We start from the raw sequence: 26,694 nt of genomic DNA, 5'->3' as shown, positions 1-26,694 counted from the left end.
CCACCTACGATCACGGAGAGCAGGATGGCGCGAGGGCCGCTCTTCGTCGGCGCCTTGGCCTCCTCGGCCAGGGGTGACACGGCGTCGAACCCCAGGAAAGACAGCGCAAGGATAGAGGCGCCGGCCACCACGGGGCCGATCCCACCGGCGAAGGAGAACGGTGCACCTGCGGAGGCGTCGGGCGAGAAGTTTGCACACGCGAACACGATGAACAGCACGACAAAGATCAGCTGGAACGCGACCAGCAACACGTTGGCGTTCTTCACCACCTTGATGCCGATGACGTTCAGGGTCGTCACCAACGAGATCGCGATGACTGTCACGAGCCACGCCGGCACGGCCGGGAACTGCTCGTGGAAGTAGAGGCTGAAGAACATGTAGTTGACCATGGGCAGCAGCAGGTAGTCCACCATCAGGCCCCAGCCGGTGATGAAGCCGACGCCGGTGCCGAAGGCCTTGCGTGAGTACCCGTAGGCGCTGCCGGCCGTGGGGATTTTCTTCACGATTGACGCGTAGCTGATGGCGGTGAAGGCCATGGCCAGGGTGGTGATGACGTAGGCCAAGGGTAGGCGCCCGCCGGTCATGTCCCCCACCAGCCCGTAGGTGGAAAAAATGGTCAGCGGGACCATGTAGGCCAGTCCGAACATGACCAGGGTGGGCACGTTCATGGCCCGCTTGAGGCGCAGCGTCTTCACCGTGGTGCGCTGCGCGTTCTGGATGCTCATGATCAGTCTCCTGCCGTCTGCAGTTTCTTGGCGTTGTTGTCGGCGCCAGCGGTGATGGGCTCCACGACGGTGCCGCCGATGACGGTGTCGAGGATGTCGATGCCCGGCAGTTCCTCGGCCGAGGCGGCGACCGGGTCCGCGGACCAGATGGTCATGTCGGCGGGCTCGCCCACGCGCAGGTCGCCGCCGGGTGCGCCGATGGAGGCGGTTACGGCCGCGGTGTATCCGGTCAGCACCTGTTGCGCGGAGAGGACCTGGCCGGGCGAGATCGGCGCCTCTCCCCCGTCGTGGCGGTGGCGCAGGCGGGAGTCGGCCATGATGGCGCGCGGGTCGTATGGCGCCACGGGCCAGTCGCTGCCGAGCGCCTCCACGATGCCGCGCTCCACGAAGGTGCGGATCTTGTAGCCCTCGGCACGGCGCGCCGGGCCGAGGCGCTCTGACCAGGAGTCCGCGCCGTCGGGCCGGACGAAAAGCGTGCAGTGCGTAGGCTGGACGCACACCGGGATGCGATGCTCTGCGATCAGGTCGATGGTCTCGTCGTCGATGGTCTCGAGGTGGTCCATGCGATGCAGGACGCCGCGGTCCGGGAGGGCCGCGATGGACTGGGCGACGTGGCGGACGCCGGCCTCACCGATGGCGTGGGTGATGGTGGGGACGTGCGCCTCGTTGAGGATGTTCAGGTTGCGCGTGTAGGTGGCAGGGTCTTGCCAGAAGCCGCGCAGGCCGTCGCCCATGGTGTCCGGGGTGTCCAGCCAGGCGGTGCCATTGTCTATGGTGCCGTCGATGAACATCTTCACGCCCTCGAAGCGCCAGCGGCGGCCGCTTGGCGCTGTTGCTGGTTGCAGCGAGGCGGCGAGGTTGCGGACGTCTTCTTCCGTGAGGTCCGGGGTGCACCACGGGGAGATGCGCAGCTGGATCGGGAGTTCGCCGCGGTTCTCGAGTTCCTGGAGGACCTCGATGACGCGGTCGCCGCCCTGGGCGTCGGCCACGCAGGCGGCGGTGATGCCGTTGGCGGCGAAGTCGTCCAGGAGTGCGCCGAGGCGGTCGGCGAACTCGTCGATGGACAGCGGCGGCACACCGCGATCCGCACGATTCATGGCCATGAATTCCAGGACGTGGCCCGTCAAGGTGCTGTCTTCGCGGGCGGTGAAGCCGCCGCCGTCGGACATATCCTGCGGTTCGTTGATGCCGGCTTCCCTCAGCGCCGCGGCGGACATGACGGCCGAGTGTGCGTCGAAGCAGGCGACGTAAGCCGGGCGGTCGGGGCCCAGGGCGTCGTGCAGGAAATCGTTGGTGACCGTGCCGCCGATCATGTGCGGTTCCAGACCCCAGGCGAAGACCCACTCGTTGTCCGGGGTGATCTGGGCTTGCTTCTTGATCGCGTCGACGACCTGGTCGTAGGTCTCGCATTTCTGGAGGCCAACGCCGCGGGCCATCATGGTGCCCCACGCCGGGTGGGCGTGGCCGTCGATCAGGCCGGCAGTGATGGTAGCGCCTTCGTAGGAATGAATGGTGGCCGACGGGTGGGCCTCGCGGAGCGTCGCCAGGTCGCCTATGGCGACGACTTTGCCGTCTGCGACGGCGACGGTGTTGCCCAGGATTCCGCCGGTGGCGCGGACCGCGTTGGCGGTGAAGAGGGTGACGGTGTGGGTCTGCTGCGACTGTTCGGTTGGCGCGACGGCTGAGGCCGGCTTGGGTGGCAGCACGGACGGGTCGGCATGGTTCATGTTGCGATCCTCAACGGGGGTTGATGTCGGACAAGACGGGTCGACTCGCCCACGAGATCTCTTGTGCCGAATCGTTTCGTCAAAAGTGCCACACGCGGAAGATTGTGGCAAGGGCCACGGAGGAATTTGCGTACCCGTAGCATGGGGACCATGCCTTCCCCTCGTCTGACCATCTCCCAGCTGGCCGCCGAGCTGGGGCTCGGCGTCGCGACCGTCTCCAATGCGTTGAACGGCAAAGGTCGTGTGGCTTCGGCAACGCGTGAGCGGGTGCTGGCCCATGCTTCCGAGCGGGGGTTCAAGCCGAATGCTGTGGCGCGCAATCTGCGAGCCGGAGGTCCCGGGGCGCTGGAGCTGCACCTCCCCCACCAGGCCAAGCACCTGAGCTTCTACATGGACTTCGCATTCGGGCTCGTGGATGTGGCCTCCGAGGCCGGTCGGGATGTTGTGCTGACCACCGCCGACCATCCGCGGGGTGCAGCGGGGACCGGGATCGATGGGGCCGTGTTCGTGGATTGCGAGCTGGCTTCCGAGCGCTTCGCGGAGCTTGATCGGGCCAACGTGCCGCTGGTGATGGCGGATGGGACGCCTGAGGAGTCATCCCCGAGCACGCACGTGATCCGGGCCGATTACAAGGGCGTCATGACGCAGATGCTGGATGCAGCCCGGGTCGCCGGGGCCCAGCGCCCGCTGATGATTCATCCGGATTCCACATTCAATTGCGCCTGGGTGGAGGAACTCAGGTTAGATTTCATCGCCTACGGCTTCGCGGGAGACATCCCAGCCGCCGCGCTGGAGTTCCCGGTAAACGCTCCGGACGCTTCATTGATCGAGTTCGTGAGCCAAATCCTGAAATCCGGCACGCCAATCGGTGAGTTCATTCCTGACATGATCCTTTTCGGCGCCCAAAGATGGGCAGGGGTGGCCTGCGCTGAAATGGGAATAGGCCATCCGGAGAGTGCGGTGCCCTGGGTGGCGTCGATTGCCGGAGATCCGGCGTCCGAGTTGGGTTCGCCAGTGATCGCGGCGCACGACCTGCACGCTCGTGCGTTCGGCCGACGCTGCGGGGAGGCGTTGCTGGACTTCGTGGACGGTACGGCGAAGCCTGATCCCCACTCAGACCAGATCTGGGACACCACCATCACGTGGCCGGAGCACTGGGGCAGCGACGCGGAGTAAATGATTGCTGGGTCGGCTCAGCGAGTGAGAACCAGCCACAGAAGGCAAGCCCGTTGCGCGGTCATTCGGCCAGGCCCAGCTCGTTCTGCCGCCGGGAAGTTTCCTCCAATCCGCTGCTCATCTGGGCGCGTTCCCACTCCTTGTACGCCTCGAGTGACTCGACAGAAATGCAGGGGTGACTGTCGACCTTCCGACAGCCAAGTTTCCCGTCGCCCATGATCTTCGGCATCTGTGGACCATCGACCCCAGCATGAGTGCCGCTTCGGCGGGAGTGGCTTCGTTATGCCCGTGCCTTACCACCACGCGACCGCCACGAGACCCCAGTCACAATCACCGACGGTCAGCGTGATGCTGCGGCATCGAGGTCGAACTCTTCCGGGCCAATGAAAGTGTTCAAACACAAAGGGGCAAAGCTAGCACTGAGCGCGAGAGTCCGTGACACGCGAACGAAATGGGTGATCAACGCTTCCGATTTTCATGCAGCACGAGGGCCCGCACAAGTCATTCTAAACCTATTTCATCAAAGCTAGTATCCGCAGGGCCGAATTTTCTGCCATGCGATCGACTAATCGTATACCAAATATCGCAAGTGGAAATACTATACAACCTGCAATGAGTACCGCCGTGTGACTGATATGAATCGTAGCCCCACCCTCTAAGACGGTGAGGCTAATACAACTTTGTAAAGTGTCGGCGTCTACAGTGTATAACTCGTTAGTGTTGCACGCTTTATTCCACCCTTCCCCTCCAGCATTCATTTTCGCCATTTGATGCATGACTCGTTCAGGATATCCTTTCATTAGGATGATCGTTACCCCAAGCGACACGCCCGATCCGAGTGACTGTGCGATAGTCGAATAGACAAGATTTGTTCGCGAGAGTTTCCTTGAAACAATAATTCTAACCACTCCGGCAAAGAATCCTGCGATAAGACCGGCCGACGAGAGTGCTAGTATCGAGCCTTTGGCGATCGGCAATTCCCCCGAACTTGAGGAGTCGAATACGCCCAACTTTTGAAGCGCAAAGGCGGTGGGTCCGACTAATAGCCCGAATATTAAACCGACGAGACTTCCACCCCCGGACCATCTCGAAAGGGGTTCCAAGATGTCACTCTTTAGCGCAATCCTAGTCCCAAATATAGAAAAGTGGATCAATAGAGTGACTGATATGATCACCAAACCCGTAAATGCGGCCAGAGACCCATACGCCGCGAACCAGTAGTCCCAGGCTAACCTTAATACTATCGAGTCATTACTTCGCGAAGTCAAGGTTTTGGAGATAAGTACCACGATACCCAGCATTAATGCTGTCAATAGGAAAATGCCGCCACCAGCTAAAATCTTGGCCCATCCCGGGTATCTTCTCCATAAATTTCGCGTCCACACGATAGTAGCATGCATGGGGCTAGTTTCGAATCCCGGTCTCCAACCCATGCTCTTATTACCAGTTAATATACGGGCGAAGTCGCGGCCCAGGCTCTTTATCACACAACGAACAATATGTGGAACTTCCTTCCATTTCGCACTATTTTCAGCCCGCACCAATATCTTGGACAGAATCCAGCAACATATGATCTCGAATAAAACTATGTATATGAACACCTGACTTCCGGACACTTGGGTTGCAAAAACGGTTAAAAGTATTGCAGCCGAAGTAGGAATCCACAACTTCCCAGCAACCACACTTGGGTACTGCCACTCGGTTTTGTGTCTAATTATGTTCACTGCAGAGACTGCCGCAAACACAAGTCCACCCCACAGGAACGGGAAGTCGAATGTCATTTATTTCCGCCCGTCACTCCTAAAGACAATCCATCAGCGAAACCGATCATGAGCTGTCGTTCCAGATTTGCAGCCCATAGGTATCGCTTGAATAATTCACCTAAACTTCGGATTGTATGCGACTAATACGATCGAAGTCTTCGTAAATCTATTCTCAGCCAAGGCACCGTTCCTATTGGATGTTCATAAGCAGGTCTCGGGCCCTCGTCATTGCGACGTAGAGGAGGGCACGGCGTCTTGCGGCCTCCTCTTCACGGTCGGGGCCCTTCTGGAACTTGCGCAGATCGCGGAAGGGGCTGCCCTCACCGATACCGGACAACGCCACCACTCGGAACTCCAAACCCTTCGAACGATTCATCGTCAGGACCTGGACAGAGTCACCGGAAGACTTACTGTTGCTAGCGGCGTCGCCGGCTTGGGTGGCCTCCACCCCGTGCCGCTTCAAGCCTTCAATGACCTGCTGCACCTGGTAATTCGCGAACACCAATACAGCCGCATCATTCAGGAGGTGAGGATCAGATTCCGTAGATGCGTCCTGCCATTTCAGCAGTTCCTCGGCGATCAGCCGGTACTCGTCCTCAGCGTCGGTCGGCGAAAGCACCACCGGCTCTGGCCCGGACCTCACCGATGTGTAGCCAGAGCCATCGATCACCTGGTCCTCGACATCAAGGGTGGTTGATCCTTGCAACACGGAAACTGCAGCATCAAGGTTCTGCTTGGTGGTGCGGTAATTCAAGGTGAGCCGACGGGATCGCCCCACAATCCGGATTCCTACCCGGGACAACACCACATGCCGGCCATAGATCCGCTGCTGCGAGTCCTCGGAGATGAAAAGGTCATCCGGCCCCGGGGCAACCAGTGCCCGCAACATCAGCCAGTGACCTTCGTGCAGATCCTGGCCTTCATCCACCAACACGTGATCGGCGGGGCGCACACCACCGGCATCAAAAGCCTCATCCAACAACGCCGCAGCCACGAACGTCCGCTCGGCAAACGTCAGCACGTTCTCGGCGGCAGACTCGGCCCGATACTCCTCGATCACCTTCCACACGGCCGCACGCTTGCCGCGGTTCAGAGCAACACCTCTTCCACGTCGAGGCGCCCGCAGGTAGTCGGCAGACGTCCGCACCCGCTGCGGCAAGACAACGGCCAGATACTCATCCCGCATGAACTCCGGCGTCAGAACGGTTCGGTCCAAGACAACGGACCGTGACGCCATGTCCAGGGCAAGATTCCACTGCGCAAGGTCCTTCGCATCGGTCAGAATGCTTCCAGGAACGTGACGCGGGGACCCGAAAACGGTCTCCATCGCCCGCTCCCCCAGCCCGGAAACGCCAGGTGTAAACCGCCCGGTCAAGACCTCGGCAGCCAACTGATCCAAACCGCGCACGTAGAGACCGGCGGACCCCAGTGAAGCAGCCAGCGGCACCGACGAATCCAGCGCCCGGATTTGCCCCTGCAGCTGAGCGGCCAGCGCCTTGGTGAACGTCGTGGCAATCACCCGCGAAGAATCATCGGCCCGCGTCAGCGCCACCGCTCGGTGCACCACCACCACGGTCTTGCCCGTCCCGGCACCACCGGAAATACGGGCCGGCCCATTGAAGCGCTTCTCCACGAACTTGCGCTGCTGAGGGTGCAGGAAGGTGCGCCACTGCTGGAAATCGCCGGACTCGATGATCTCCCTCAGCGCGTCCGCATCCTCGCCGATGTACGCGAACTCCATCGCGGCGGCCGGGTGACGCAGGCCCGCCAGCAGCTGGTCATCGGTGGCATCGTCGCCAGACACAGTGCCCGACGCCCCGGTACCCGGCCCACCTACGTCAGTCGCCTCGGTGCATCCGGGCGCCTCCGGCGCCCCAGCAGTACTCGTGGAGCGGGAATCCGCGGTTGGATCATCAAGCCCCGTTGATGTTGCCGCAGAGGAAACACTGGCATTCCCGTGAACGACGGACTCGTCCGTGTCCGACCCACCGAGCTGAAGCTCCTGAGCAATGTATTCGGGTGTGTTCCCCACAGCCAGTTCGGTGATCACCAGGCCCTGCCAGGTAGGAACCGTGGCCAGGTAGTCCAGCCACGCTGCCTCGGAAGGCTGCACCTGTGCGGTGCGCACCACGGAAGGATTCACACCGAGCCCCAAGGCCGCCTGAGCCCCGGCCTCACCCAGCGCAGCAAACGGATTAGACGTCTCCGTTGCGGGTGCAGCCCCGCCCTCCTGACCGCCGTCGGACTGGGCGTTCGGAAGCGTGGATTCCCCAGCGGATGGTGCGACCCGCCCTGGAACGGGAGCCCACGGCTCGGGCTGCACATCCACCACGTCGGTGACACCGACCGCCGGGTTGTATTGCGCCTTCAGCCTCCGCGCCTTGTCGATCGCGTCGTCATGCCCAAAGGTCCCGACGTAGAGGTAGTGGCGCCCCTCCTTGGTGTCGAGCAGGAACAAAACAGCACGGTGCTTGTCGTCCACTCGCCCGGTCCGCGCACGTCGATCCGCCGCATTCTTCATGGGCTCGATGTGCAGCCCAGGAGCGGCATCGTTCTCCTGAACCTTGGCCAGGAAACGGTAAATCTTCGCGGACAGACTTCCATCCACATCGGCGAACCGGTTGGAGAGCGTAATGCTTGATCTCACCGGCCCGCCTCCTGATTCTCGCTCGTGTGCGTCGATGTCACCGCGGCCGCCACGGCCTGGGCATCGCCCTGAATGACCCGGACACCGCTCTGTTCAACATCCTGCACCACGGCTGGGTCGTTTTCTAACTCTTCGGGGCTTATGACTGCGACGTGTTGCTCGGGCCAATAAATGTCCACCATGACGCCATCCACTTCTTCGCCGGTGACGGGCAGCGGGAGGCCACCCATGTGAGCCAGCGATGTGAGGAACTCGGATTCCCACTCGGAGGCAGCGGCAGCGACCAGCTCGGCCCAGTCCGCAGACAACGCGGCAGCAGTGTCCGACGATTCGCCGACGGCTTCCGCCGTGGTCTCGCCGGGCGCTGCCACCGACACGTTCCGGACTTCAGCGACCCGGTCCGGGTCCGTTTTCCCGGACACGGTCGGTGGGGAGAGGGGGTCGCGACCGGAAACAGTTCCCACGTGCAGGAGGTCGGGGTCGTTGAAGGAGAGCAGGTTGGTCAGGTGCAGCCAGGTGCGCCAGTCGGCCTTGAAAGCCTCAGTCCCCAGCACGGAGGGCCGCTCGTCCAGGCACAAGCCAACGGCGATCTGCGGCGCCCCCTCGAACTCGACTCGTTGCGCAGTCACGGCCAGGTGGTCGCTCGTCCAACTCCACGTCGGGTTGCCACCTTCGGCCACGTTGCCCGCGCCGGCGGACCCGCCAAGTCCGGCAACTCCAGCCGCTCCGGCACCGACCGCAGCCTCACCCTGCGCCAGCCGCTCCGCGATCAGGTACGCGTTCACAGCCGACTCGATCCCGCTGTTGCGCCTGGACCAGAGGTACGGCACGGCTTGCGCCACCTTGGTCCACGCTGACACGTCAGGCTGGTGCATCCACGCCCACAACGCATCCATGGCCCCGCGGTCGGTGAGCCCCAAGATCTCGGCATCGACAGCGAACCGCTTCTGGATCCCCGGCACAAGCCGGGCATCCTTCCACCGCACCAGATCGGCCGCAACGGGCGCGTTGTCGGCGAAGCTCGTGACGTCGTCGGCCGTGATGGCCCACGGGATGATCCGCTCCACCCCTGTGTTCGGCAGGTAGCCCTCCGAACGCAGGCGCGCCCGCTTGGCGGCGTCGTCAGCCACGCGATTGTGCGCGGTGGAGGCGTGGTAGGCGAATCCGTCCGTGTAGATCGCCAGCGCAATGTCGGTGGCCTGCCCGGTCTCCTGGCGCAGGATGAAGTCCGGTCTGGTCCCCATGACATCCACCTGCGGCTCAAGCAACCACTGCTCGTCCTTACCCTGCAGCTTGAAGCGCAGGGAGTTGGCCAGCATCCCCGGAGTCTCCCGCACTGTGGCACCGGAATCCTCCAGTCGCTTCACCAGCGCGGCCCTGAACTGCTTCTCAAGGTGGGACTCGATGGAGGTGTCCCGCACCCGCTCGGGTGCGTCCTCGATCTCCCAATCGGCCGCGTCGGAACCACCAGAGGGCGACAACAACAACTGCTTCAGCAACTGCTCGGCCGCCAGCCGTGACACGTTGTCCAGCTCAAAAGAATCCGCAAAGGGCAGCAGGCAGTGCTGGCACGCCAGCCGGTCCTGCCCCGCGCACGAACACGAGGAGACCACGCGCAACGCGGCAGCCAGCACCGACCGCACCACACCAGGCTGAGAGAAATCGTCCAGATACCCGGTCCCGCCAGGCACGCGGTCGTGCAGCAGCAGCGCCTGGTTGGAGGACCCGCGCCCGGAGTCGGAGACCCGCAGCACATCCAGGTGGTCGGGATCGCCTCCGATGTACTCGCGCAGGCCCAGCAACAGTGCCGCCTGCAGGGACGGCAGAGCGAACGAATCCCCGTAGGTGATGGCGGCCGGAAGGTGCAGCACCACCGCCTGGGTGCGCAGGGTCCTGGAGAGAGCCACCTCCACGTTGTGCTCGTCGCGGGATTTCCGATACCGGCACCAGGCCCGGTGTTCAAAGGGCTCGTTCTTGCCCACCCGGATGTCCAGCTTGCCGCAGGCCTCACACACCTTGAACAGCGGCGCTTTGAAGGTGTCCCCGGCCACCACGTGTTCGGCCCCTCCGCCGCCACTTCGCCCGAAGTTGATCCACCGGATCACGGCATCATCGAAGTAATCGGCCCCGAACCCACCGTCCATGACATTGGACGCCAACCATCCGGACCGTCGGTGTGTTACGTCCAGGGATGCCGCAGCCCTGATCGTGAACCGCTCGCGCACCCGCTGCTCGGAGCGATCGTTGATGGTGGCCTCGTCGCGCCGCACCTCGGCGGACACATGCGTCATGGGCACCACCCGCAACTGCTGAGAAACGTCCGCGATCCCACCGGACCCACACAGAGCACAGACGGAAGCACGCAACAAAGCGACTGCGGTGTTCACCCACCCGCACTCCGGACACAGCTGCCACCGCTCCACGGCAGAGGCTGCGGGCCCCAGGTCCACGGCATCCACCGCGATCTGCATGCCCTGCGCATAGAACGTGGCCCCGGGCGCCAATTCCGCCAACGCCCCGGACGCCCCACGCGACAACGAGATGGGGTCGGTCTCGAACTGCCCGGTGTTCTCATCCAGCCAGGTGACGGCCACGTCCAGGGACACGGAATCATCCAGCAGCGTGTAGTTGGGCAGCAGCCCATAGCGTTCCAGCACGGAGACCCAGTACTCGGTCTGTGTGAGCTCGCTCAACGACCGCCTGATGGAGGCCAGCGTCGCCTTCGCCGTGCGCAGCTCGCGATCCGCCTCGGTTCTGCGCCCCTCGTCGCCCAGGCGCTTGGCCTCGTCCAACGCAGCCTGCAGGTCACCGTTGACGGCCTCCTGCACCGCTGCGCGTTGGTCCACGAGTTCGGTGACGTCCGCATCCCAGTGCCGGGCGGCCTCGGTGAGATAGGACGCGAAGCCGCTCACGCCGCCACCGGACGCAGGTGCCAACCACGCGCTCAGGTCCTCGCGCGCGCCCTGCGCGCGGGCAACCCCGCTGGGCCCCGAATGCCCGACGGCGCGTGCGAAGTTCGCGACGAGCGTCGCCGCGTGCGCGGCGGCCAGTTCCATGGCCGCGCCAAGGTAGGTTCCGTGCTCAACCGAACCGAAGACGTCGCGCGGGGTTCTGGGTGCTGCGAGGGTGGGATCGAAGGCCACGAGATCCAGTACGGACGCCGTGAACTGGCGGCGCACGATCTCACGGGCCCCAAGATACGTGGCAGGCGGGCGGACGGAACCGTTGATGACGCTCAAAGGATCGTGCAAGCGGGGAAGGTTCTTACCCGTGCCCGGCACGAACGCGACGATCATGGCATTGCCGGTCAGGCGGCCCGCGCGGCCCACACGCTGCACGTAGTTGGCCACCGACGTGGGCAGGGAGGCTAGCATCACGGTGGAGAGGTCGCCGATGTCGATACCCATCTCCAGCGTGGGCGTGGCCACCAGGACGTTGGGGGCGTCCGGCTCGTGCGAGGCGTTCTTGAAGCGCGTCTCGTAGTCCAGTCGCACGTTCTTGGGCAGCAGCGACGTGTGCTCGCGGGCGACCACCCGGCGGGTGTCGTGGCTGGAATAGAGGTCGCGATAGAAGTTGTCCCCCTCCGCCTGATGCGGATGCAGGGTCCCGGTGCAGCGCGCCGTGGTGCACGGCGCGCCGGTGAGCTGTTGCACCACCTGCCGGGTTCCGGGCGTGACGAGCTTGCAGCGTGAGCACTCCACGGCGTGCTCTCCGGCCTTCAGCGCGTCCCCGTCCGGGATGCTCAGCACAATCCGGGAAGCCGAGAGCTGGAAGAACTCCACCCCGCTCTGGGTGCGGAAGGACTTCAGGATCCCGTCGGCGGCGAGCTCGTCCAACAGGGCCCGGGCCAGCGCGCCGGAGTCGGAGGGTGCAACGCCCAGCACCCGAGCGGTCCAGCGCGCATACCAGGCCTGGGTGGAGGTCACCGGGTCGAACGCATCGTTGGGCGGCTTGTGCCCGATGCGCGGGAAGCTCGGGGCGGGACGGCCCTTGGGGAAGGCGGGCGCGCCCTCCCACTGTCGGCGTCCGCCCCAGATCTGCCAGCGGTTGCCATCGGTCTCCAGGTAGCGCTTGAGCCAGTCGTGCTCGATGCCGCCGTGGGTGCGGATACGTTCCAGGATGGCCCTGGCCCACGCGACGAGCTGGGCGTCGGTGGGGTCGGAGAGGAAGGAGATCTGGTTACCCGCGCCGTCCTGCAGTGCGTCGAGTGCGCGCCGGGCCAACCGAGTCAGGTGGGTGGTGGAGTCCGCCTCCACCTGCACGGCCACGGCCTGGGTGAGCTCCAGGGTGCGGCCGGTGGCGGAGTTGAGGCCGAACTCGAGTTCGGCGTCGAAGAGCAGGCGTTGCTTCACTCGCTCGGCTGCCTTCACCGACTCGTCCTTGCCCGCGAACTTGGGGTCCCAGTAGGGGCGGAAGTTCCGGTGCTCGGTGAGATCCGGCGGGGTCAGGGCAAAGCGCTGCTCCGCGCTGCCCGCACCGCCCGCGCCTCCGGGTGCCGCCAAGCTCATGGCGGTGGCGACCACGCTCTCCAGCGACGCCCGCCCGGCGTGCACATCCATGCCGGTGGCGGCGATGGTCTCGGCGAGGGCACGCCGCAGGGTGGAACGCAGCGTGAACGTGTGCGAACGCGCCTGGACGAAGCCCGCCCGGTGCGCGGCGTCCTGCACGGAGTCGGTGAAGACCAGGGCCTTCTTCTCTTGCGTGTTCAGGGCGTCGGAGCCAAACAGCCCGGAGACCGCCACGGAGAGCTGCGTGGCCAACGACGATCCGGTGAAGCGGATGGCGTCCTTGGCCAGGCACGCCGGGCAGACGTCATCCAAGGCCTGCTTGCCGGGATCGTCGTCGTGGCTCATCAGGGCGAGCACGGGGAACACGTGTCCGGCGCGGTAGGACTCGTCGTCATCCTTGGGCAGGTCGTGATTCAGCGAGCGGTTCACGGTGTCCAGGAACCACAGCCCGTCCGATCGCTGACCGCGTGGCTGCGTGGCCTCGTCCAGTTCCGGCGCGCCGGACATGAGGGCCCGGAAGCGTTCGTTCCTGGACAGGCGTTCGCGGCGCACGTTGGACTGGTCCTGCGCCAGGTCCGTGCCGGTGGAGGCCAGCAGCACTCCCCAGCCCGAACGCCCACAGTGCCTGCAGTAGAGCGAGGGCAGCACCAGGGAGACGTCGTCAGGCCCGGCAAGCGGGGGCTTGCCCTCGTCACTCCAGCTGAAGCGTGGGATCTCATCCACCGTGGCATCCAGGCGAGTGAGTTCCCGCACCCAGAGGTGCGTCTCCACGGACAGCGACTCGCGACCGCGCTTCACGTCCATAGCACGGACATGGGAGATCAGCGCGATGACCAGCGCCAGGAACTCCTGCAGCGCCTCGCGTTGCAGCGCATAGACCTGCTCGTCGCTGCGCTGGCGAGTGCGGCGCAGGCCGGGAAGCAGGTTCAGCCGGACTCCCGGCAGCACGCGCTCGGTGAGGTCTTCGAGGGAGATCGCATCGGTCGCATGGGCCAGGATCGCGTGGACCAGGGGCGAGGTCCGCAACAACTCCAGCCCCGAGTTAAAGGTCAGCTCAGGGTCCAAGGTCGGTGTGGCCTTGTGGTCTCCCCTTAACAGGCGGTAGGCCGCCTGCATGACGCCTTCCAGGTCCCCGGCCTCGGTGAGTTCAGCGGCCAGGTCCCTGAACTCACGGACGCGATCCACGTCCAGCTGCGACTGGTCGAACGCAGGTACCGCATCCAGCCCCGACCATTCCTGCGCGGTGAAGCGGTCCTCAGTCACCACGGCGTCGGGGCTGAACGTCTCGCCGAAGACGGTCTCGGCGAAGCGCAGCATGGCGCCGGGGTCACCTTCGGTGCCCAAGGTGGCCGACGTCGCCACCGGAGTCACCTGCCCCAACACGCCTCCCGCGGTGGCGGGGCCGACGGCACCGGGCTCGGCGGTGTCGGGCTCGGCGGTGTCGGGCTCGGCTGCGGAGCCTCCGGCGGGCTCAGCGGATGCGTCGTTGGTGGCGTCGGCCGGGGCGGGCAGCGCGAGATCGGCCAGCGGGGTGCCGGGGTTCTCCGCGTGCGCCCTGTGCCGGGCGAGCATGAGTCCCAGCCGCCGGATCAGCAGGGCCACGTCCGTACCTTGGGCCCCGTCGTAGGTGTGGAACTCGTCCAGCACCAGGTACTGCAGCGAATCGGCGGACTTGGCCCAGATGGGCGCGTCCTCCGGGCGCAGCAGGAGCATGTCCAACATCTTGTAGTTGGTCAGCAGAATGTCCGGCGGGGTCTCCCGGATGAGGCCGCGGTCGGTGATGAGCCCGTCCTTGGTGACCGCGGTGCGGTGCTCGTTGGCTGCCTCACCCGTGTACAGGGCTGCGGTGACGCCGCGCAGGGCGTCGTGTTTGGTGATGAGGTGCGCCAGGCGCCGAGCTTGATCATTGGCCAGGGCGTTCATGGGGTAAAGGATCAGCGCCTTGACGCCCGTGATGCCCTCACGCTTGGCCCGCAGCACATGGTCGAGGATGGGGTAGAGGAAGGATTCCGTCTTACCCGAGCCGGTGCCCGTGGTCACCAGGGTGGGCTGCGGACGGCGGAAGCGCTGCCCTGCCAGGATCTGTTCGTCGCTCGGCTTGGAGGCGAGCCGCTTGAACGCCTTGGCCTGGTGACCGTAGGGCGGGAACCCCTCATACCAGTCCAGGGTGTCCTCCCACCCGGGTTCGGCCGGCTTGAACGGCAGCCGAAGCCGCAGATAAGGCCCCTTGAAGATCCCGTCATCCGGATCTGCCAGGAAGCCGTCCAGCGACTCGCGCACTCCCCTGTCGGTGAGCGCGAACGTGGTAGTTAAGTAATCGGTCAAGCCACGCTTGAGGTCGCCGGTCTGGAGCGAGGGCAGGAGTTCCATCAGGCGGTCACGTCCTCTTCCGGCTTGTCGGTTTCGGCTGGGCGATCGGCGTCGAGGGTGTCTGCATCTGCCAGCGGCTTAAGTTCCGCATAGGCGTCACGCATGGCTTGCTCCCGGTCGAACGGCGCGTACGGAGGCTGGAACAGGTACTCCACGCCCGATTGCGGGTGAGTCCACCGGAACTCCTCCCCGGCCTGGGCATCCTTCTTGTGTTCGTTTGGAACCTTGCGGCCGTTGGCGTCATACAAGGTGGAACGGTCACTTTTCTGCAATACACCGAAGTCAGTCCTATATAGAGATATCAAGTCGTCAATGCCAATTCCGAACGCTAGCGCGGCAAGCGAATCTGCTTCGGATGTCAATATCTGACGTTTCAAAGCATTTGACTCGTATCCAATTACCGACACGCACTCTTGGCCAAATAGCTCCCTGAATGGCGGAGCCAAGCAAAGCTTCTCAGCGCGGTCCGCCAATTCCTCGGCGTAAACCGATGGAGTTGGCACCGGGAACGAGGACATCACGGAGGGCTGAAGATGCGACGAGCCACGGCTTCTAACAAGACTGTCCGTAATCAACGACGACCATGCTCCGCATATGGAATAGAGCCTCCTGGTGGAAATATTACCGAACATAGACATAAAATTGAAGGTATGCGCCGGCCCGGGAGGCAACACAGCTACTTGCAGAGTTCGAGCCCCAGTTAGACTAATCCATTCACGCCAAGTCAAGCGCGGGAACTCCACTTCAGGCTGCCCTTCGAGCTTCCTCATCCCGGCAATTCGGTCGGAAGGTTCGACCACGTACTGAAATGCGGTGTGCGGTAAATACGTTGATGAGAGACTTTCTAAATCAATTTCGATACGGTCAAGATTATTCTTGGCGCTACCAGTCCCGTCGGCTGCAAACGGGTTGCATACTCCGAAGCGCCAGCCGCCTTGAAGGATGACGTCGTCCCAGGAGTCCGGCACGGCGGAGCCGACCTCGAAGTACCCCTTCTTCCGGTCGGTCGTCTCATTCCACCCTGATGAGAACTGGAGTCCGAGCTCGCGCACTCGCGGTGCCGCCGCCAGTTTCTCCAGCACGCGCTCAGACGCAGTATTTACCACGTAGACCATGCGCGCCTGGATGGGCGGGGTTCCCTCGTCGTCCAGCAGGCCGCCCCAGACCTGGAGGGTGGATCCATCCACGTGCAGCAAACGGTCTCGATGTGGGCGGGTGTCCCAGTGCCCTTCCTCGTCCTTGATTCTCGGCGCGTTCCCCGAACCATCGTGGTGGAACGATTCCTCCACAGTGCGCGGATGGAACAAGGAGGATGCATTCACAAACCGAGGCTGTTCCGACGAATGACCATAGACGTGCACGCCGTAGGACACGTGATGGTCGATCTCGTAGAGCTTGAACTCGTTGATGAACTGCCAGTGCCGCCGCAAACGCCTATACGTCTCCGCGCGGAGAGAACCGGCCTTCTTCTCAGTGAAGTGGGATTCGGGGTGCACCAAAGACTGCACTCCGGTCGGAGATCCGTGCCGCCACACGATCTCCATGAACGACCGATAAAGATCGGGACGCAAGCCATGCGTGACTGGCGCGGTGTCGATGCCGGTCAAGAACTCCCGCGTAGACACGATGTCCCCCGCAGTTCCCACCATGAACTCCACGAAGTCCTGGTTGGCCAGCGCTTGCGCCTTCCGCTCGTTGCGTTCGGCCTGAGTGGTCCTGTCTTCAACCTGCCACCAAGGGTCAAACTCGGCGAAGGTCGCAGTCTCGTCCCAGTCCGGCCTCACCCACGGCGGGTTTCCCACCTGCAGGTCGAACCCGCCTCTCGCGAAGACGCCGGCGAAGTCCAGGTCCCAGTGGAAGAACCCCTGATCTGCCGCCACGCGTTCGGCCACCTGCAGCCAAGGGAACTTTTTCAGTGCGGTCTGCACCGCCACCTGCCCGGAGAGCGAGCGGTCCAGTTCCTCGGCCCCGCCCAGTTCCTCCCAGTTGGCCTGGGACAGGAAGCTGGACTGGCCCGCGGTCTCGTATTTGCGCGTCTTGCCCTTGAACTGGCTGTCCGGAATCGGCGAGCCCAGCAACGCCTCACAGGTGGCGATCCACTCGTCCATGCTCGGAGGAGTCGCGAACTCGGTCTGCCCGAACTCGCCGCGCACCTTGATGGACTCATCGGTCAGCGGCCAGAACCACAGCGCGGTCCAGGCATCCATGACTCGCCGCAACCGCCGATACGCGCCGTTCGCATCCGCAAGGGACGCCTCGATCTCGTCCCGAGTCACCACTTCCTCATCAGCATCACCGGCGGCCCCCGCGCCGCCTTCCAGGTTCAGCCCCTCGCGGCCGAAGAAGTCCACGTATCGGGAGCTCTGGTTGGCGGCCACCTGCAGTCGGCGCAGGGCGAAGGCCCACAGGGTCTCCACCCGACGGCTCAGGTTCTGCAGCTTGGCGATCTGGTCCTTGTTCGGCTTGAGCCGTACGCCCTTGCGCCAGTCCTTCAGCGCCTTCTGGGCATCGGGCACCAGGTCCTTGACCTCCTTGGCGTCCGCCGCGGCACCCCACCCCTCGCTGGGCAGAAGGAAGTGATGGATCTTTCCTTCCGTGAACGGATCCTGGGCGTCGTGGCGCATGGCCTCCGCCAGGCCGGTGAGCGGGGCATCGACCGGGGTCTCCTTGAGCCACGTCTTGGTTCGAACCTGGTCCACGCGGTACAGGGAGCGCCTGGCACCGATGAGCGAGTTACCCCGGCGCAGGCGCAGCCCGAACCACGGGGCCTGCAGCCCGGGAACCATGGTGTCCAGCCAAAGCGAGACCTCCGCCAACTCCACCGCGGTGGCGTTGAGATCGACGCCGTGAATCTGGTGCAGGGCGATGTGCGCCTTGACCTTCTGCAGCTCTCGCGGGTACTCATCGGCCGGGATCTCCTCACCCAATTCCTTCTGGCGGCGGGTGAGATATTCGGCCGCGAGCTGGCGCACGGCCTCGATGGCGAATGCGCCGGATCCCAGTGCGGGCTCGCACACGGTGAGATTCAGAATCTCCTCCGCCGTGGTGATGTGTTCGTTGCCTTCGCCGTCCTTTTCGCTTCCCGATGCGCCATCCTCCGGCTGGTCTAGCAACTCGGCCAGGGCCTGGGACACCACGAACTTGGTGATGACCTCCGGCGAGTAATAGGACGCCGACTGCTGGCGTTCGCGCCCAGCCAGGCGGTAGACGAACTCGCCACTTTTGTAGGAGCGCGGGCGGGTGTACCCGGTGACGGGATCGTGTTCGGTGACGAAGTGTTTGGGGTCGATGCTCTCCGCCTGACTGGCGGGCACCACCCAGGAACCCTTGGACGCGTCACCGTTCTTGGCGACCTCGCGCAACTCCTCCTTGGCGATGAATCCCGTGAAGGACATCAGGCCCTCATACACGCTTCCCAACTGGTTGATGCCCAGCTCGGCGTAGGAGATGTAGCCTCGGTCTTTTTTATTCTTCTGTTTGGTGAGCAACAGCAGCTGCAGCACCTTCTGGACGGCTTCATTCGACAGTTGCACCTCGTCGATCAGCGCCGTGGCGGCGGGCCTGAACAGGTCCGCCTTGAGCGAGCGGAAGGTGAGGGAATCGCCCGCCGGCTCCGCGCCGTCGGGCATTTCTGCGGTGCCGAGCGCGCCGTCAGGCGCCGTGCCTCCCCCGCTCCGCCGCGGCGTGTGGTCCTGATCCACCAGCTCGAAGAGCCGGGCCAGGGACAGGTAGAGGTGCGTGCCGTTCAGCTCGCGGTCACCGTCCAGCTCCACCAGCGTGAGGTCCCGCAGGCGATCCAGTCCGTATCCAGCGTCGTAGACGTCATCACCCACGGGGAGCACGCCCATCTCCGGGCTGGCCTCCGCATAGAGCAGGAAGAGGATGCGGTAGAGGAAGCGGAGCGACTGCTTGGCCAGCTCGTTCCCGTCGATGTTGTCATTCCCGCCGCCAACCCCGTATGAGTCGTTGTAAGTGTCGGTGTACACGTCCAATCGGCGCCGCAGCACGTCATTGGCGATGATCTCGATGGACTCCCGGATGCCCTGGCGCAGATCGCTGGAGACGCCCACGGCGTGCTTCACCGAGCCCTCCAGGACGGTGTCCCACCAGAGCTCGCCCTCGCCTGTCGCCTTGAAGGCGTCGGCGGCCATGACGGCCAGGAAGTGGTCCAGCTCTTTGCCCTTGGCCTTCTCGTTGCCAGCGCGCTCCGCCACGAGCAGGGCGTCCGCCGCGATCCACTTGCCCAGCGGCCACTTCTCGGCCTGGGTGATGAGGATCCATCGGCCTGCAGTGACCATGACCCAGCTCGGGGCGTCGTCGGAGAGGAAGGCCTCGGAGACGAGTTCCGCGGTGGAGTAGGTCTGGGCTTTGTCGGTGCCGACCTCCGTGACGGTGCCCAGCGGGCGGCCTGCGTTGGGGCGCTCGTCGTCCGAGTCCAGCCTGGCCAGGATGTCGTCCGGAGATCCCGCGGGGTGGGCGGTCAGGTGCAGTAGGACGCCGCTACGGGTGGCGTTCGGGACGTTGAGTTCCCGGGTGCCGCGCTGCAGCGTGACGTCGTGGCCGCTGGTTGGTGCGAATCCGAGCGATGTGCGCAGCAGGTCCGCGCTGGTCGCGATGGTGTCGTCCGACGGGGCCTCCTCCAGTGCGGAGAGGGCCTCGATCAGCTTGCCCCGGGCGGATGCGAAGCTCGTGCGCACAGAATCGTGCCCGGCGGCCTCGTCCTCGTCCCACACCTTGCGCCGTTTCAGGACTTCCGCGAGGAAGGATTCCTTCTTGGCGTCCGTGGTGAAGAAGTGCTCGGAGACGAAGTCCTCGCCGATGACGATCGAGTCAAAGGAAGCCATCAGGCGGTCTCTCCGTTCCGGTTGGTGACTGATGCGGTCGCTGCGGGTTCTGGCTCAGATTCCGGCGCTGGTTTTGGCGCCGGTTCGGGTGCCGGTTCGGTCGCCACCGGGGTGTCCTGCGGCAGGACCACGATCAGCGGTTTGACCATGGAGCGGCCCGGGCGGAGCTTGTCCGCCAGTTCTTGCTCCCGTTCCACGCGGTCACGCCGGGCCCTGATGTCCGCGGTCTGGTTTAGGTCAAGGGCCTCCTGCTGCCAGGCCTTGGCACGATTGGCCCAGGCGTCCAGGCGCTGTTCCGCGTCCTGTGCGGCACCGGCGGCGTTGACCTGAAGTGCCCCCTCCGCGCTGTCCACGGCCTGTTGGATGAGGCGGTCCAGCCCGCTCACGTCGGGGGCGCCGGGGTTCTGCGCGTTGGAGGTCAGGCCCACGGTCCTCAGGTACCCCGGCAGATCCACCACGGCCTGCGCCGGCGCGAAACCATCGCTGACGTGCTGCACCTTGGTGATGGTCCGCGAGATCACCTGCCCACGTCGGTTCAACAGCGTGCCCAACACTAACGTCTCCGGGAAGTCCACATTCCCACGAACGGCGATCACCTGGTTTTCCGACAAACCGACCAGCGCGCTGTCCGCAGCCCATTCGAGCACCGGGTGGAGCGGACCCAGATAAAGGGCTTCCGGCCAGGTGGAGGACTGTTTGTCGGTGGCATTCTTGCGCGCCGCGTCCAGTTCCTGTTGCCCCTTCTCGATGGTGGTGGCGAAGAGCAACTTCGAATGGCCGTCACCCTTGAGCGTGGCCAGGTACTCCTTGGGCAGATGATCCATGCGCCGCCGCAGGCCGCGCGTGTTCTCCCCCGCCGTCAGCTCGGCAATGTGCTCATGGTTGTGCTCATGCCAGCCCACCTGCTCTTCTGGTTTCAGGAACGCCAGGTGCAGCGCCTGGTCCAGGTAATCCACCTGGGAGGCATACAGCCCGGTGGCATCCGGGGCCCGTTCAGCCTCAATGCCCGACGCCGCGTGGCCGGCCCCGTCGTCCCCGTGCGTTCCGCTCGGGGCACCCGAGGTGCCGCCTGCGGCGGCAGGCGAGCCCACGCCGTCGGGCATGGGGTCACCGTCCTCCGGGATGTCATCCCACAGCCAGCCCAGGAAGTCGTCATCCGCCTTGACGTCGTCGACGCTGCGGAGGACCTCGTCTTCGTCCTTCTTCCCGGCCAGGACCTGGCGGATGCTCTCCTCCTCCTTGACGGCGGAGAACTCACCCATCATGGAGGCCACGTCGCCCAGTGCGGTGTGGGCCTCGTGTTCGCGCTCCATCAAGCGGGAGAGAACGCGGAGGTCGCCGCCGAACCTGGCGTCGCTGGGATCGAGAAGGAGCGTGGCGATGCGCGGGGATTCGCGCTGCCCGAATCGGTCGATGCGGCCGTTGCGCTGCTCGATGCGGATGAGGCTCCACGGGATGTCGAAGTGGATCAGGTCGTGGCACTCGGCGTGGAGGTTGACGCCCTCGGAGGCGACGTCGCCCGTGACCAGCACGCGGACGTCTGACTTTCCGCGGCGGAACTGGTCAACCACCTCCTGCTGGCGGACGTCGTCCAGGCCGCCGTGGAGGATCAGGACCTGGTGTTCCTTCAGGCCGAGGCTCTTGGGGAGTTCGCGTTGCAGCCAGTGGAGCGTGGCCACGCGTTCGGCGAAGACCACCGCGCGATGGTTGCTCTTGGGGCCTACTTTGACTGTGTTTTTGAGTCTTTCCACCAGGGCGGCGTACTTGGCCGAGCGTTCACCAGCGAGGCTGTGCTCGTTGAGGTCCTTGAGCGTTTCCAGGGCCCGGATCTCGCGTTGAGTGTCGGGGCTTGTGGCGCGGGAGGTCAGGTTCTTGAGGCGGTTGGTGACGGTTTCCTGCAGGGCAGCCGCCGAGGAGAGGAAGGCCTTGGCCAGGGTCCAGCCGAACATGGCCGCACCCTGCCCCGTGGCCGGGGACTTGCCGCTGTCCGGGTGGAGCCAGGTGCGGGAGAGCTCCGTGGCGACGGCGTCCTCTTCTGTGGTCGGCTTGACGAGGATGTTCTCCGGTTCCTTGCGTTCGGCCCAGTCGGCGCCGACCACGGAGGCCACCTCATCGGAATTGCGGTGGCGGCGGATGATGAGGTCGCGGGCGCGGTCCTTGTCCACCGTGCCGTCCGGGTTCACCGCGGTGGGGTCAAGGAGACGGATGAGTTCTGCGAAGGACCTCGGGTCGCCGTTGTGGGGCGTGGCGCTGGCCAGGATGAGGGCATCCGTGGTGGAGCTCAGGAGGTTGGCGAGCTCGTTATTCTGGGTGTTTCGGTTGACCAGGTTGTGGGATTCGTCGATGACTACGGCGTCCCACTTCATCTTCTTGAGGTGGGTGCGGTAACGCGCCGACTTCAGCGTGTCCACGGAGATGATGGCCCGCTTGTAAAACGTGAACGGGTTGCGCGTGGCTGGGAGCTGCTGGCGGACCTTCTGGATGCCCACCGAGTCGAGGCGAACGAAGGGCAGGGCGAAGCGGGTCCAGAGTTCCTGTTGCATCTGTTCCAGGACGTGCTTGGGCGTGACCACGAGGATGCGGTCGCCGCGGCCCCTGCGCACCAGCTCCGCGAGGATCATGCCGATCTCAAGGGTTTTGCCCAGGCCCACGGCGTCGGCAAGGAGGATGCGAGGGCGGACGTGCGTTGGGTCCAGGGCCTTGCGGACGGCCGCCTGCTGGTAGCTCAGCGGGCGGGCCAGCATCTGCGTGGAGACGGTGAGGGCGTTGGAGTTGCGTTGAAAAGGGGTTTTGCGGAGCGTGGTTTCCAGCAGGAGGCGGGCCTTGGAGTACCGGGAGGAGCCATCGCCGACGATCTTGGCCTCGCGGGGATTCTTGACCTGGATGTCGTCGAGGCTGGATTGGAAGGCGGCCGACTGATCCTGCACCAGGCCCTGCAGGCCGGTCACTCTGATGGTGATGCCGTCGCTGGTGGACTCCACGCCGGTGACCAACCAGTCGGCGTCGCGCACGGTGACGACGGAGCCGGGGGCGACGTCCGGAATGTTGCGCCGCTCTCTTGCGTACGGCTGGTCTCGCTGGTCTCCGGGGCGAGCGACATCTATGTGACTCCTCGGGTGCCCCTGCCTGGCGGGCGCGGGGACCTCTGACTGCCCTTCCCTGGTTCTCGCCATGCGCAGTCGCGCCGGCGATTCCCTCGTCTGGGCGACGGTGGTTGATCTGACATTCGTCACTCTAGCGGTGCGTGTGCTGGGACACGGGATATCTGTGAACTTGGCAGCCGCGCACCCCGACGGTCTATTCCTGTTCTGCAAGATCAACGGGGGTTGATACTGATCTCAGCCCCGTTGACGTCGCAGGCACGAGCTGAACCCTGGAACCGCCTCGCCCCGAGCGGGCCCCATCCGGACAGCCACTTTCGTTCGTCAGCACAGCGTCCTCGGCGCACGAGGCCGCCATCCCGCTGCGATTCGCTCGCCGATGGGGACCGCACCTCATCGCCTATCACTTGCACCTGCACCGCTCCACTGTGGGCAGGGTGCTGGCCCGGTTCCGGATGCCGAAGCTGGTCAGCGTCGACCAGGCCACCGGCATGCTGGTGAGAAAACCGAATCCGGTGCGTTGCCAGGTCGCGCGCCCCGGTGAGCTCGCCCATGTGGACATCAAGAAGCAAGACCGAACGAGAAGCCGCCTGCACGACGTGGCTGCTACTACTACAACCACCACAGACCAACACCGGCATCGGCGGCCAAGCACCCTCAGAACGCGTTCACAACGCCACGGGGAAGTACACCTAGGCGCCAAGCGTGGCCACGCGATGAGATGCGGAGGCTCCGGAGGTCAATGAGCCGCCAAGCATTCCGTCGGACCTTTCACGCACCATGAGGGTAGCGAGTTGAAGGAGTTGGGATGTCATCCACATATGCCGATCCATGCAGGAAGGTGATCTTCTCGGACCGGAAGAAGGCCAAGCAGGCTGCGCGCAAGCAACCGGGATCCAAGTTGCACGTCTACCGGTGTCCCCATGATCGAGGTTTCCATCTGGGGCACCTCCCCAGCGCGGTCAGGACAGGCCGAGTGTCCGCATCCCACTACTCGCGCGCTGGAGGCGCCACCAAGACACCCGCCACGAAACCACGGATCAACTTCATCGGACTCAGGATCCATGAGTTGGACCGGACGGGGCATCTGGACCAGATCGGTGCGCTCGTGGCATTCACCATCGCCGAGTCACAACGAATACAGCACTTGAATCCCACGTGGACCGAAGCCATGTCATCGCTACCGGTGGCGCTCACCAACCTCATCTACAACGTCCCGACAGGATGGAAGGCGCCACCTAAGGTCGATCCGTCAGCTTGGTGGAAGGAGAAGATCCTGGTTGCCCTCATGTTGAATTTGCGCAGTCGCCGCTGGGTCGATTTCGACCGTTCATATCGATCCCTCCGAACCGGATCGCGTGGCCGCGAGCTGGTCAGCCGTTAGCCACATCATTGATATCTTCGCCAGCAGACGACGGCGCGTTGGCGGCCGACACAGAGCAGGCGATCGCCGAATTCGAGTGCGGAAGTAATTCGACTTCTTGACCGCCAAATGCCATTCTTTGAATGTCATTGTTTTCGGCGTGTCGTCCACAGTTTCGACGCTCGGACGCCGATTACTGGGAGTTCGCTAGGCATTTAACAAATTGCTTGACGTCAAATGGTGTACTAGTACACTTAATACATGGCAGCCAAGCATGGTTCCCATGATGAGGGAACCGATGTAACGAAGGGGACTCGGGCGGCGTCGCCGACACCGGGAAGCGACCCCTCGCGCAAGGCTGCAACGAAGAAAAGCGGCCGGCGCAGGAATTCGCAACGCCCAGCCGTGGGCAACGGCAAAACGCATCCCGAGATCGCGGCGCTCACGGACAAGCTGAATCGCTTCCAGCACCAGGACCTCTCCGGCCTGGACGACGCCGACACCCTCGCCACCATCGGCCAGATGGAGAAGCTCACCCACATGCTTCAGGCCCAGCAGGCCGTCCTCACCGCCCATCTCGTGGACCTCCGCAACGAAGTACAGAAGTCCAAGGAACGTTCCATCCGCTATGTTCGCTCCGGAGTCATGCGAGACGTGGCCCTCCACCGCGGACTCAACGCGACCCGCGGACGCAAGGTCGTGGACCTCGCAGTAGATGCACCCAGCCAAACCCCACACATCTTCGAACTCTTCACCGAGGGGCAGGTCACCGAGGACGACCTCGTGATCTTCTTCGACGAGACCACGCTGCTCACCTCGGACGGCCGCGTACAGGCGGACTCCGAACTCGCCGACGACGCCCCGTACCTGGGCGAACGAGAACTCCGCCATCGGCTCCGCTTCACCACTGCGAAACTCGAACCCGAACTCAGCGCAGAGCGTGCGCGAAAGGCCGCCGAACAACGCCACGTCAGCGTCCGGCCCGGGCCGGACAGCATGAGCAACCTCTCCGCGCTCATCCCCGGCGCCTCCGCGATGGCAATCGAGAGCATCCTCGTCAACTACGCCAAATCCAGGCGAGCGGCCGGGGACGAACGCACCGAGGCGCAAGTCAAGGCAGACGCGCTGACCGGCATCGTCATCGGCTGGGCAGAGGCCACGGGCCGGGTGCCCCGCAGCTTCACGGCAGCCCATCGCATCCAGCAGGCCTCCCATATGAACCCGCCCGGCGCCGAGCCCGACGCCGACATATCCGGAATCGCCTCGCTCGGTACCACCCCTGCCGGCACCGAACCTGAGGGCGCCGAGCCCGCGCCAGCGCGGGCCCCAGCCACCGCCGTCGGGCATGGGGACAACCATGCCCAAACGAACACCGAACCCGGCCCAGACGATACCGATCACCAAGACGTGCCGGGCTTCGCCGAAGTGGACCAGGCACGAGAGGCCTTCGCCGCGTTCCTGCGCAAACCGGACGGAGCACCCGACCAAGCCGGCACCGGTCTGCACACCCGCGTAGGCGTGCAGGTGAACCTGGTCATCACGGACCTCGCCGCCTTCGGCATCCAGGACACTCCGGCGGAGATCTTCGGCCTCGGCCCCGTTCCCGCACCCCTCGCGCGCCAGATGATCCTCACCGCGGTGCGCAGCCACGCCGCGACCCTGAAGCGCCTCTACACCGACCCGACCACCGGCGCCCTCGTCGCCATGGAGTCCAGGTCGCGTATCTTCCCCGACGCACTCGCGAACATGGTCGGCCTCCGGGACAAATTCTGCAGGCATCCGCGCTGCAACTCCCCCATCCGGCAGATGGACCACATCACCCCGCACGCCGCTGGCGGCACCACCAGTTTTTCCAATGGCCAAGCCACCTGCGTTCGCCACAATTTGATCAAGGACTCGCTCGGCGCCACAACGACGCCGGAGCCTGTAGGGCCGGATTCAATGCCTTGCGGCACGGGGCAGGTCACGACGACGCTCGCCTCCGGCGCGCAATTCGTTTCCCCGGCCAGACCCTTCCCCCATGAGGATCCGAGCACCATCGCCTCCGGCCATTACTGGGAGGGATACCGGGCAGGCAGGGCGTTCGCGGAGTCGGCCCTGGCCGATCGCGAGAGCCTCGTCAGCAGCAAGGAGGAGGCCAACTTCGACCGCGCCATCCGGCTGAGAAAGACGGCCGCGCATCTGGCGGACGAGTCGGCGGAGATCACTCGGCTTCGTTCGGAGCAGGAGCGCGAAGCCGAGCAGCTGAGGCGCGATACGGAGGACCTGGACCGGAGGGCGGCCGAATGGGGCCGGCTCCGCGCCGCCCTCGATGAGCAGCTTTCGGAAACGTCGTCGTCGGTCCCCGTGGTGGAACTCTTCCATTCGGCCACGACGATCATGGTGGCTGGGGTCGCAGCGCGGATGAAGCTCGGGGCCCGCGCCACCACCGCCACCCCACCGTCCGGACAGGAGCCCCACACCCCATGAT

10 protein-coding genes and 1 pseudogene are annotated in these 26,694 nt (G+C 64.5%); 4 read left to right on the top strand and 7 right to left on the bottom strand.

What is annotated here, in order from left to right:
• Positions 1-725 (bottom strand): APC family permease (locus Q0A15_RS10980; protein ID WP_291279568.1); only part of this gene is annotated, 725 nt, incomplete at its 3' end.
• A gap of 2 nt (positions 726-727) precedes the next feature.
• On the bottom strand, positions 728-2,452 hold the full coding sequence (locus Q0A15_RS10975) for an amidohydrolase (protein WP_291279567.1): 1,725 nt from the start codon (positions 2,450-2,452) through the stop codon (positions 728-730).
• Positions 2,453-2,602: 150 nt separating this feature from the next.
• Here Q0A15_RS10975 and Q0A15_RS10970 point away from each other — a divergent pair, with 150 nt between their 5' ends.
• Positions 2,603-3,628, top strand: a complete 1,026-nt coding sequence (locus Q0A15_RS10970) for a LacI family DNA-binding transcriptional regulator (protein WP_291279566.1) — start codon at positions 2,603-2,605, stop codon at positions 3,626-3,628.
• A 512-nt stretch (positions 3,629-4,140) separates the two neighbouring features.
• Here the strand turns inward: Q0A15_RS10970 and Q0A15_RS10965 are convergent.
• The 5 genes from Q0A15_RS10965 to Q0A15_RS10945 form a co-directional block, all read right to left on the bottom strand.
• Positions 4,141-5,409 (bottom strand): hypothetical protein, encoded by a 1,269-nt coding sequence (locus tag Q0A15_RS10965; protein WP_291279565.1) that lies wholly within the window; start codon positions 5,407-5,409, stop codon positions 4,141-4,143.
• Positions 5,410-5,581: 172 nt separating this feature from the next.
• Positions 5,582-8,038 carry a UvrD-helicase domain-containing protein gene (locus Q0A15_RS10960; RefSeq protein ID WP_291279564.1) on the bottom strand — a complete coding sequence of 819 codons (2,457 nt, stop codon included), beginning with the start codon at positions 8,036-8,038 and terminating at the stop codon, positions 5,582-5,584.
• A complete protein-coding gene (locus tag Q0A15_RS10955) occupies positions 8,035-14,916 on the bottom strand; it encodes a DEAD/DEAH box helicase (protein WP_291279563.1) in 6,882 nt (2,293 codons plus the stop codon). Before Q0A15_RS10955 ends, Q0A15_RS10960 begins: the two co-directional genes overlap by 4 nt.
• Positions 14,916-19,760, bottom strand: coding sequence for a DNA methyltransferase (locus Q0A15_RS10950; protein WP_291279562.1), 4,845 nt, complete (start codon positions 19,758-19,760; stop codon positions 14,916-14,918). Before Q0A15_RS10950 ends, Q0A15_RS10955 begins: the two co-directional genes overlap by 1 nt.
• Positions 19,760-22,771, bottom strand: a complete 3,012-nt coding sequence (locus Q0A15_RS10945; RefSeq protein ID WP_291279561.1) for a helicase-related protein — start codon at positions 22,769-22,771, stop codon at positions 19,760-19,762. Before Q0A15_RS10945 ends, Q0A15_RS10950 begins: the two co-directional genes overlap by 1 nt.
• A gap of 446 nt (positions 22,772-23,217) precedes the next feature.
• On the opposite strand from Q0A15_RS10945, the pseudogene Q0A15_RS10940 reads away from it, so the two are divergent.
• The 3 genes and pseudogenes from Q0A15_RS10940 to Q0A15_RS10930 all read left to right on the top strand — a co-directional run.
• Positions 23,218-23,439, top strand: a pseudogene (locus Q0A15_RS10940) (IS481 family transposase); the annotation flags it as partial.
• 230 nt (positions 23,440-23,669) lie between these two features.
• Positions 23,670-24,245, top strand: coding sequence for a hypothetical protein (locus Q0A15_RS10935; protein ID WP_291279560.1), 576 nt, complete (start codon positions 23,670-23,672; stop codon positions 24,243-24,245).
• Positions 24,246-24,629: 384 nt separating this feature from the next.
• Positions 24,630-26,693: a DUF222 domain-containing protein gene (locus Q0A15_RS10930; RefSeq protein WP_291279559.1), complete on the top strand. Its 2,064-nt coding sequence runs from the start codon at positions 24,630-24,632 to the stop codon at positions 26,691-26,693.
• Position 26,694: the final 1 nt, after the last annotated feature.

Source organism: Galactobacter sp. (genome assembly GCF_022712295.1).
Taxonomy (GTDB): Bacteria; Actinomycetota; Actinomycetes; order Actinomycetales; family Micrococcaceae; genus Galactobacter.
This window is presented reverse-complemented; position numbering and strand designations above follow the sequence as displayed.

Excerpts from the sequence above, each read along its gene's own strand:
- Q0A15_RS10975 (WP_291279567.1), bottom strand. The coding sequence starts at position 2,452 with ATGAACCATGCCGACCCGTCCGTGCTGCCACCCAAGCCGGCCTCAGCC.
- Q0A15_RS10935 (WP_291279560.1), top strand. The coding sequence starts at position 23,670 with ATGTCATCCACATATGCCGATCCATGCAGGAAGGTGATCTTCTCGGAC.
- Q0A15_RS10970 (WP_291279566.1), top strand. The coding sequence starts at position 2,603 with ATGCCTTCCCCTCGTCTGACCATCTCCCAGCTGGCCGCCGAGCTGGGG.
- Q0A15_RS10965 (WP_291279565.1), bottom strand. The coding sequence starts at position 5,409 with ATGACATTCGACTTCCCGTTCCTGTGGGGTGGACTTGTGTTTGCGGCA.
- Q0A15_RS10950 (WP_291279562.1), bottom strand. The coding sequence starts at position 19,760 with ATGGCTTCCTTTGACTCGATCGTCATCGGCGAGGACTTCGTCTCCGAG.
- Q0A15_RS10955 (WP_291279563.1), bottom strand. The coding sequence starts at position 14,916 with ATGGAACTCCTGCCCTCGCTCCAGACCGGCGACCTCAAGCGTGGCTTG.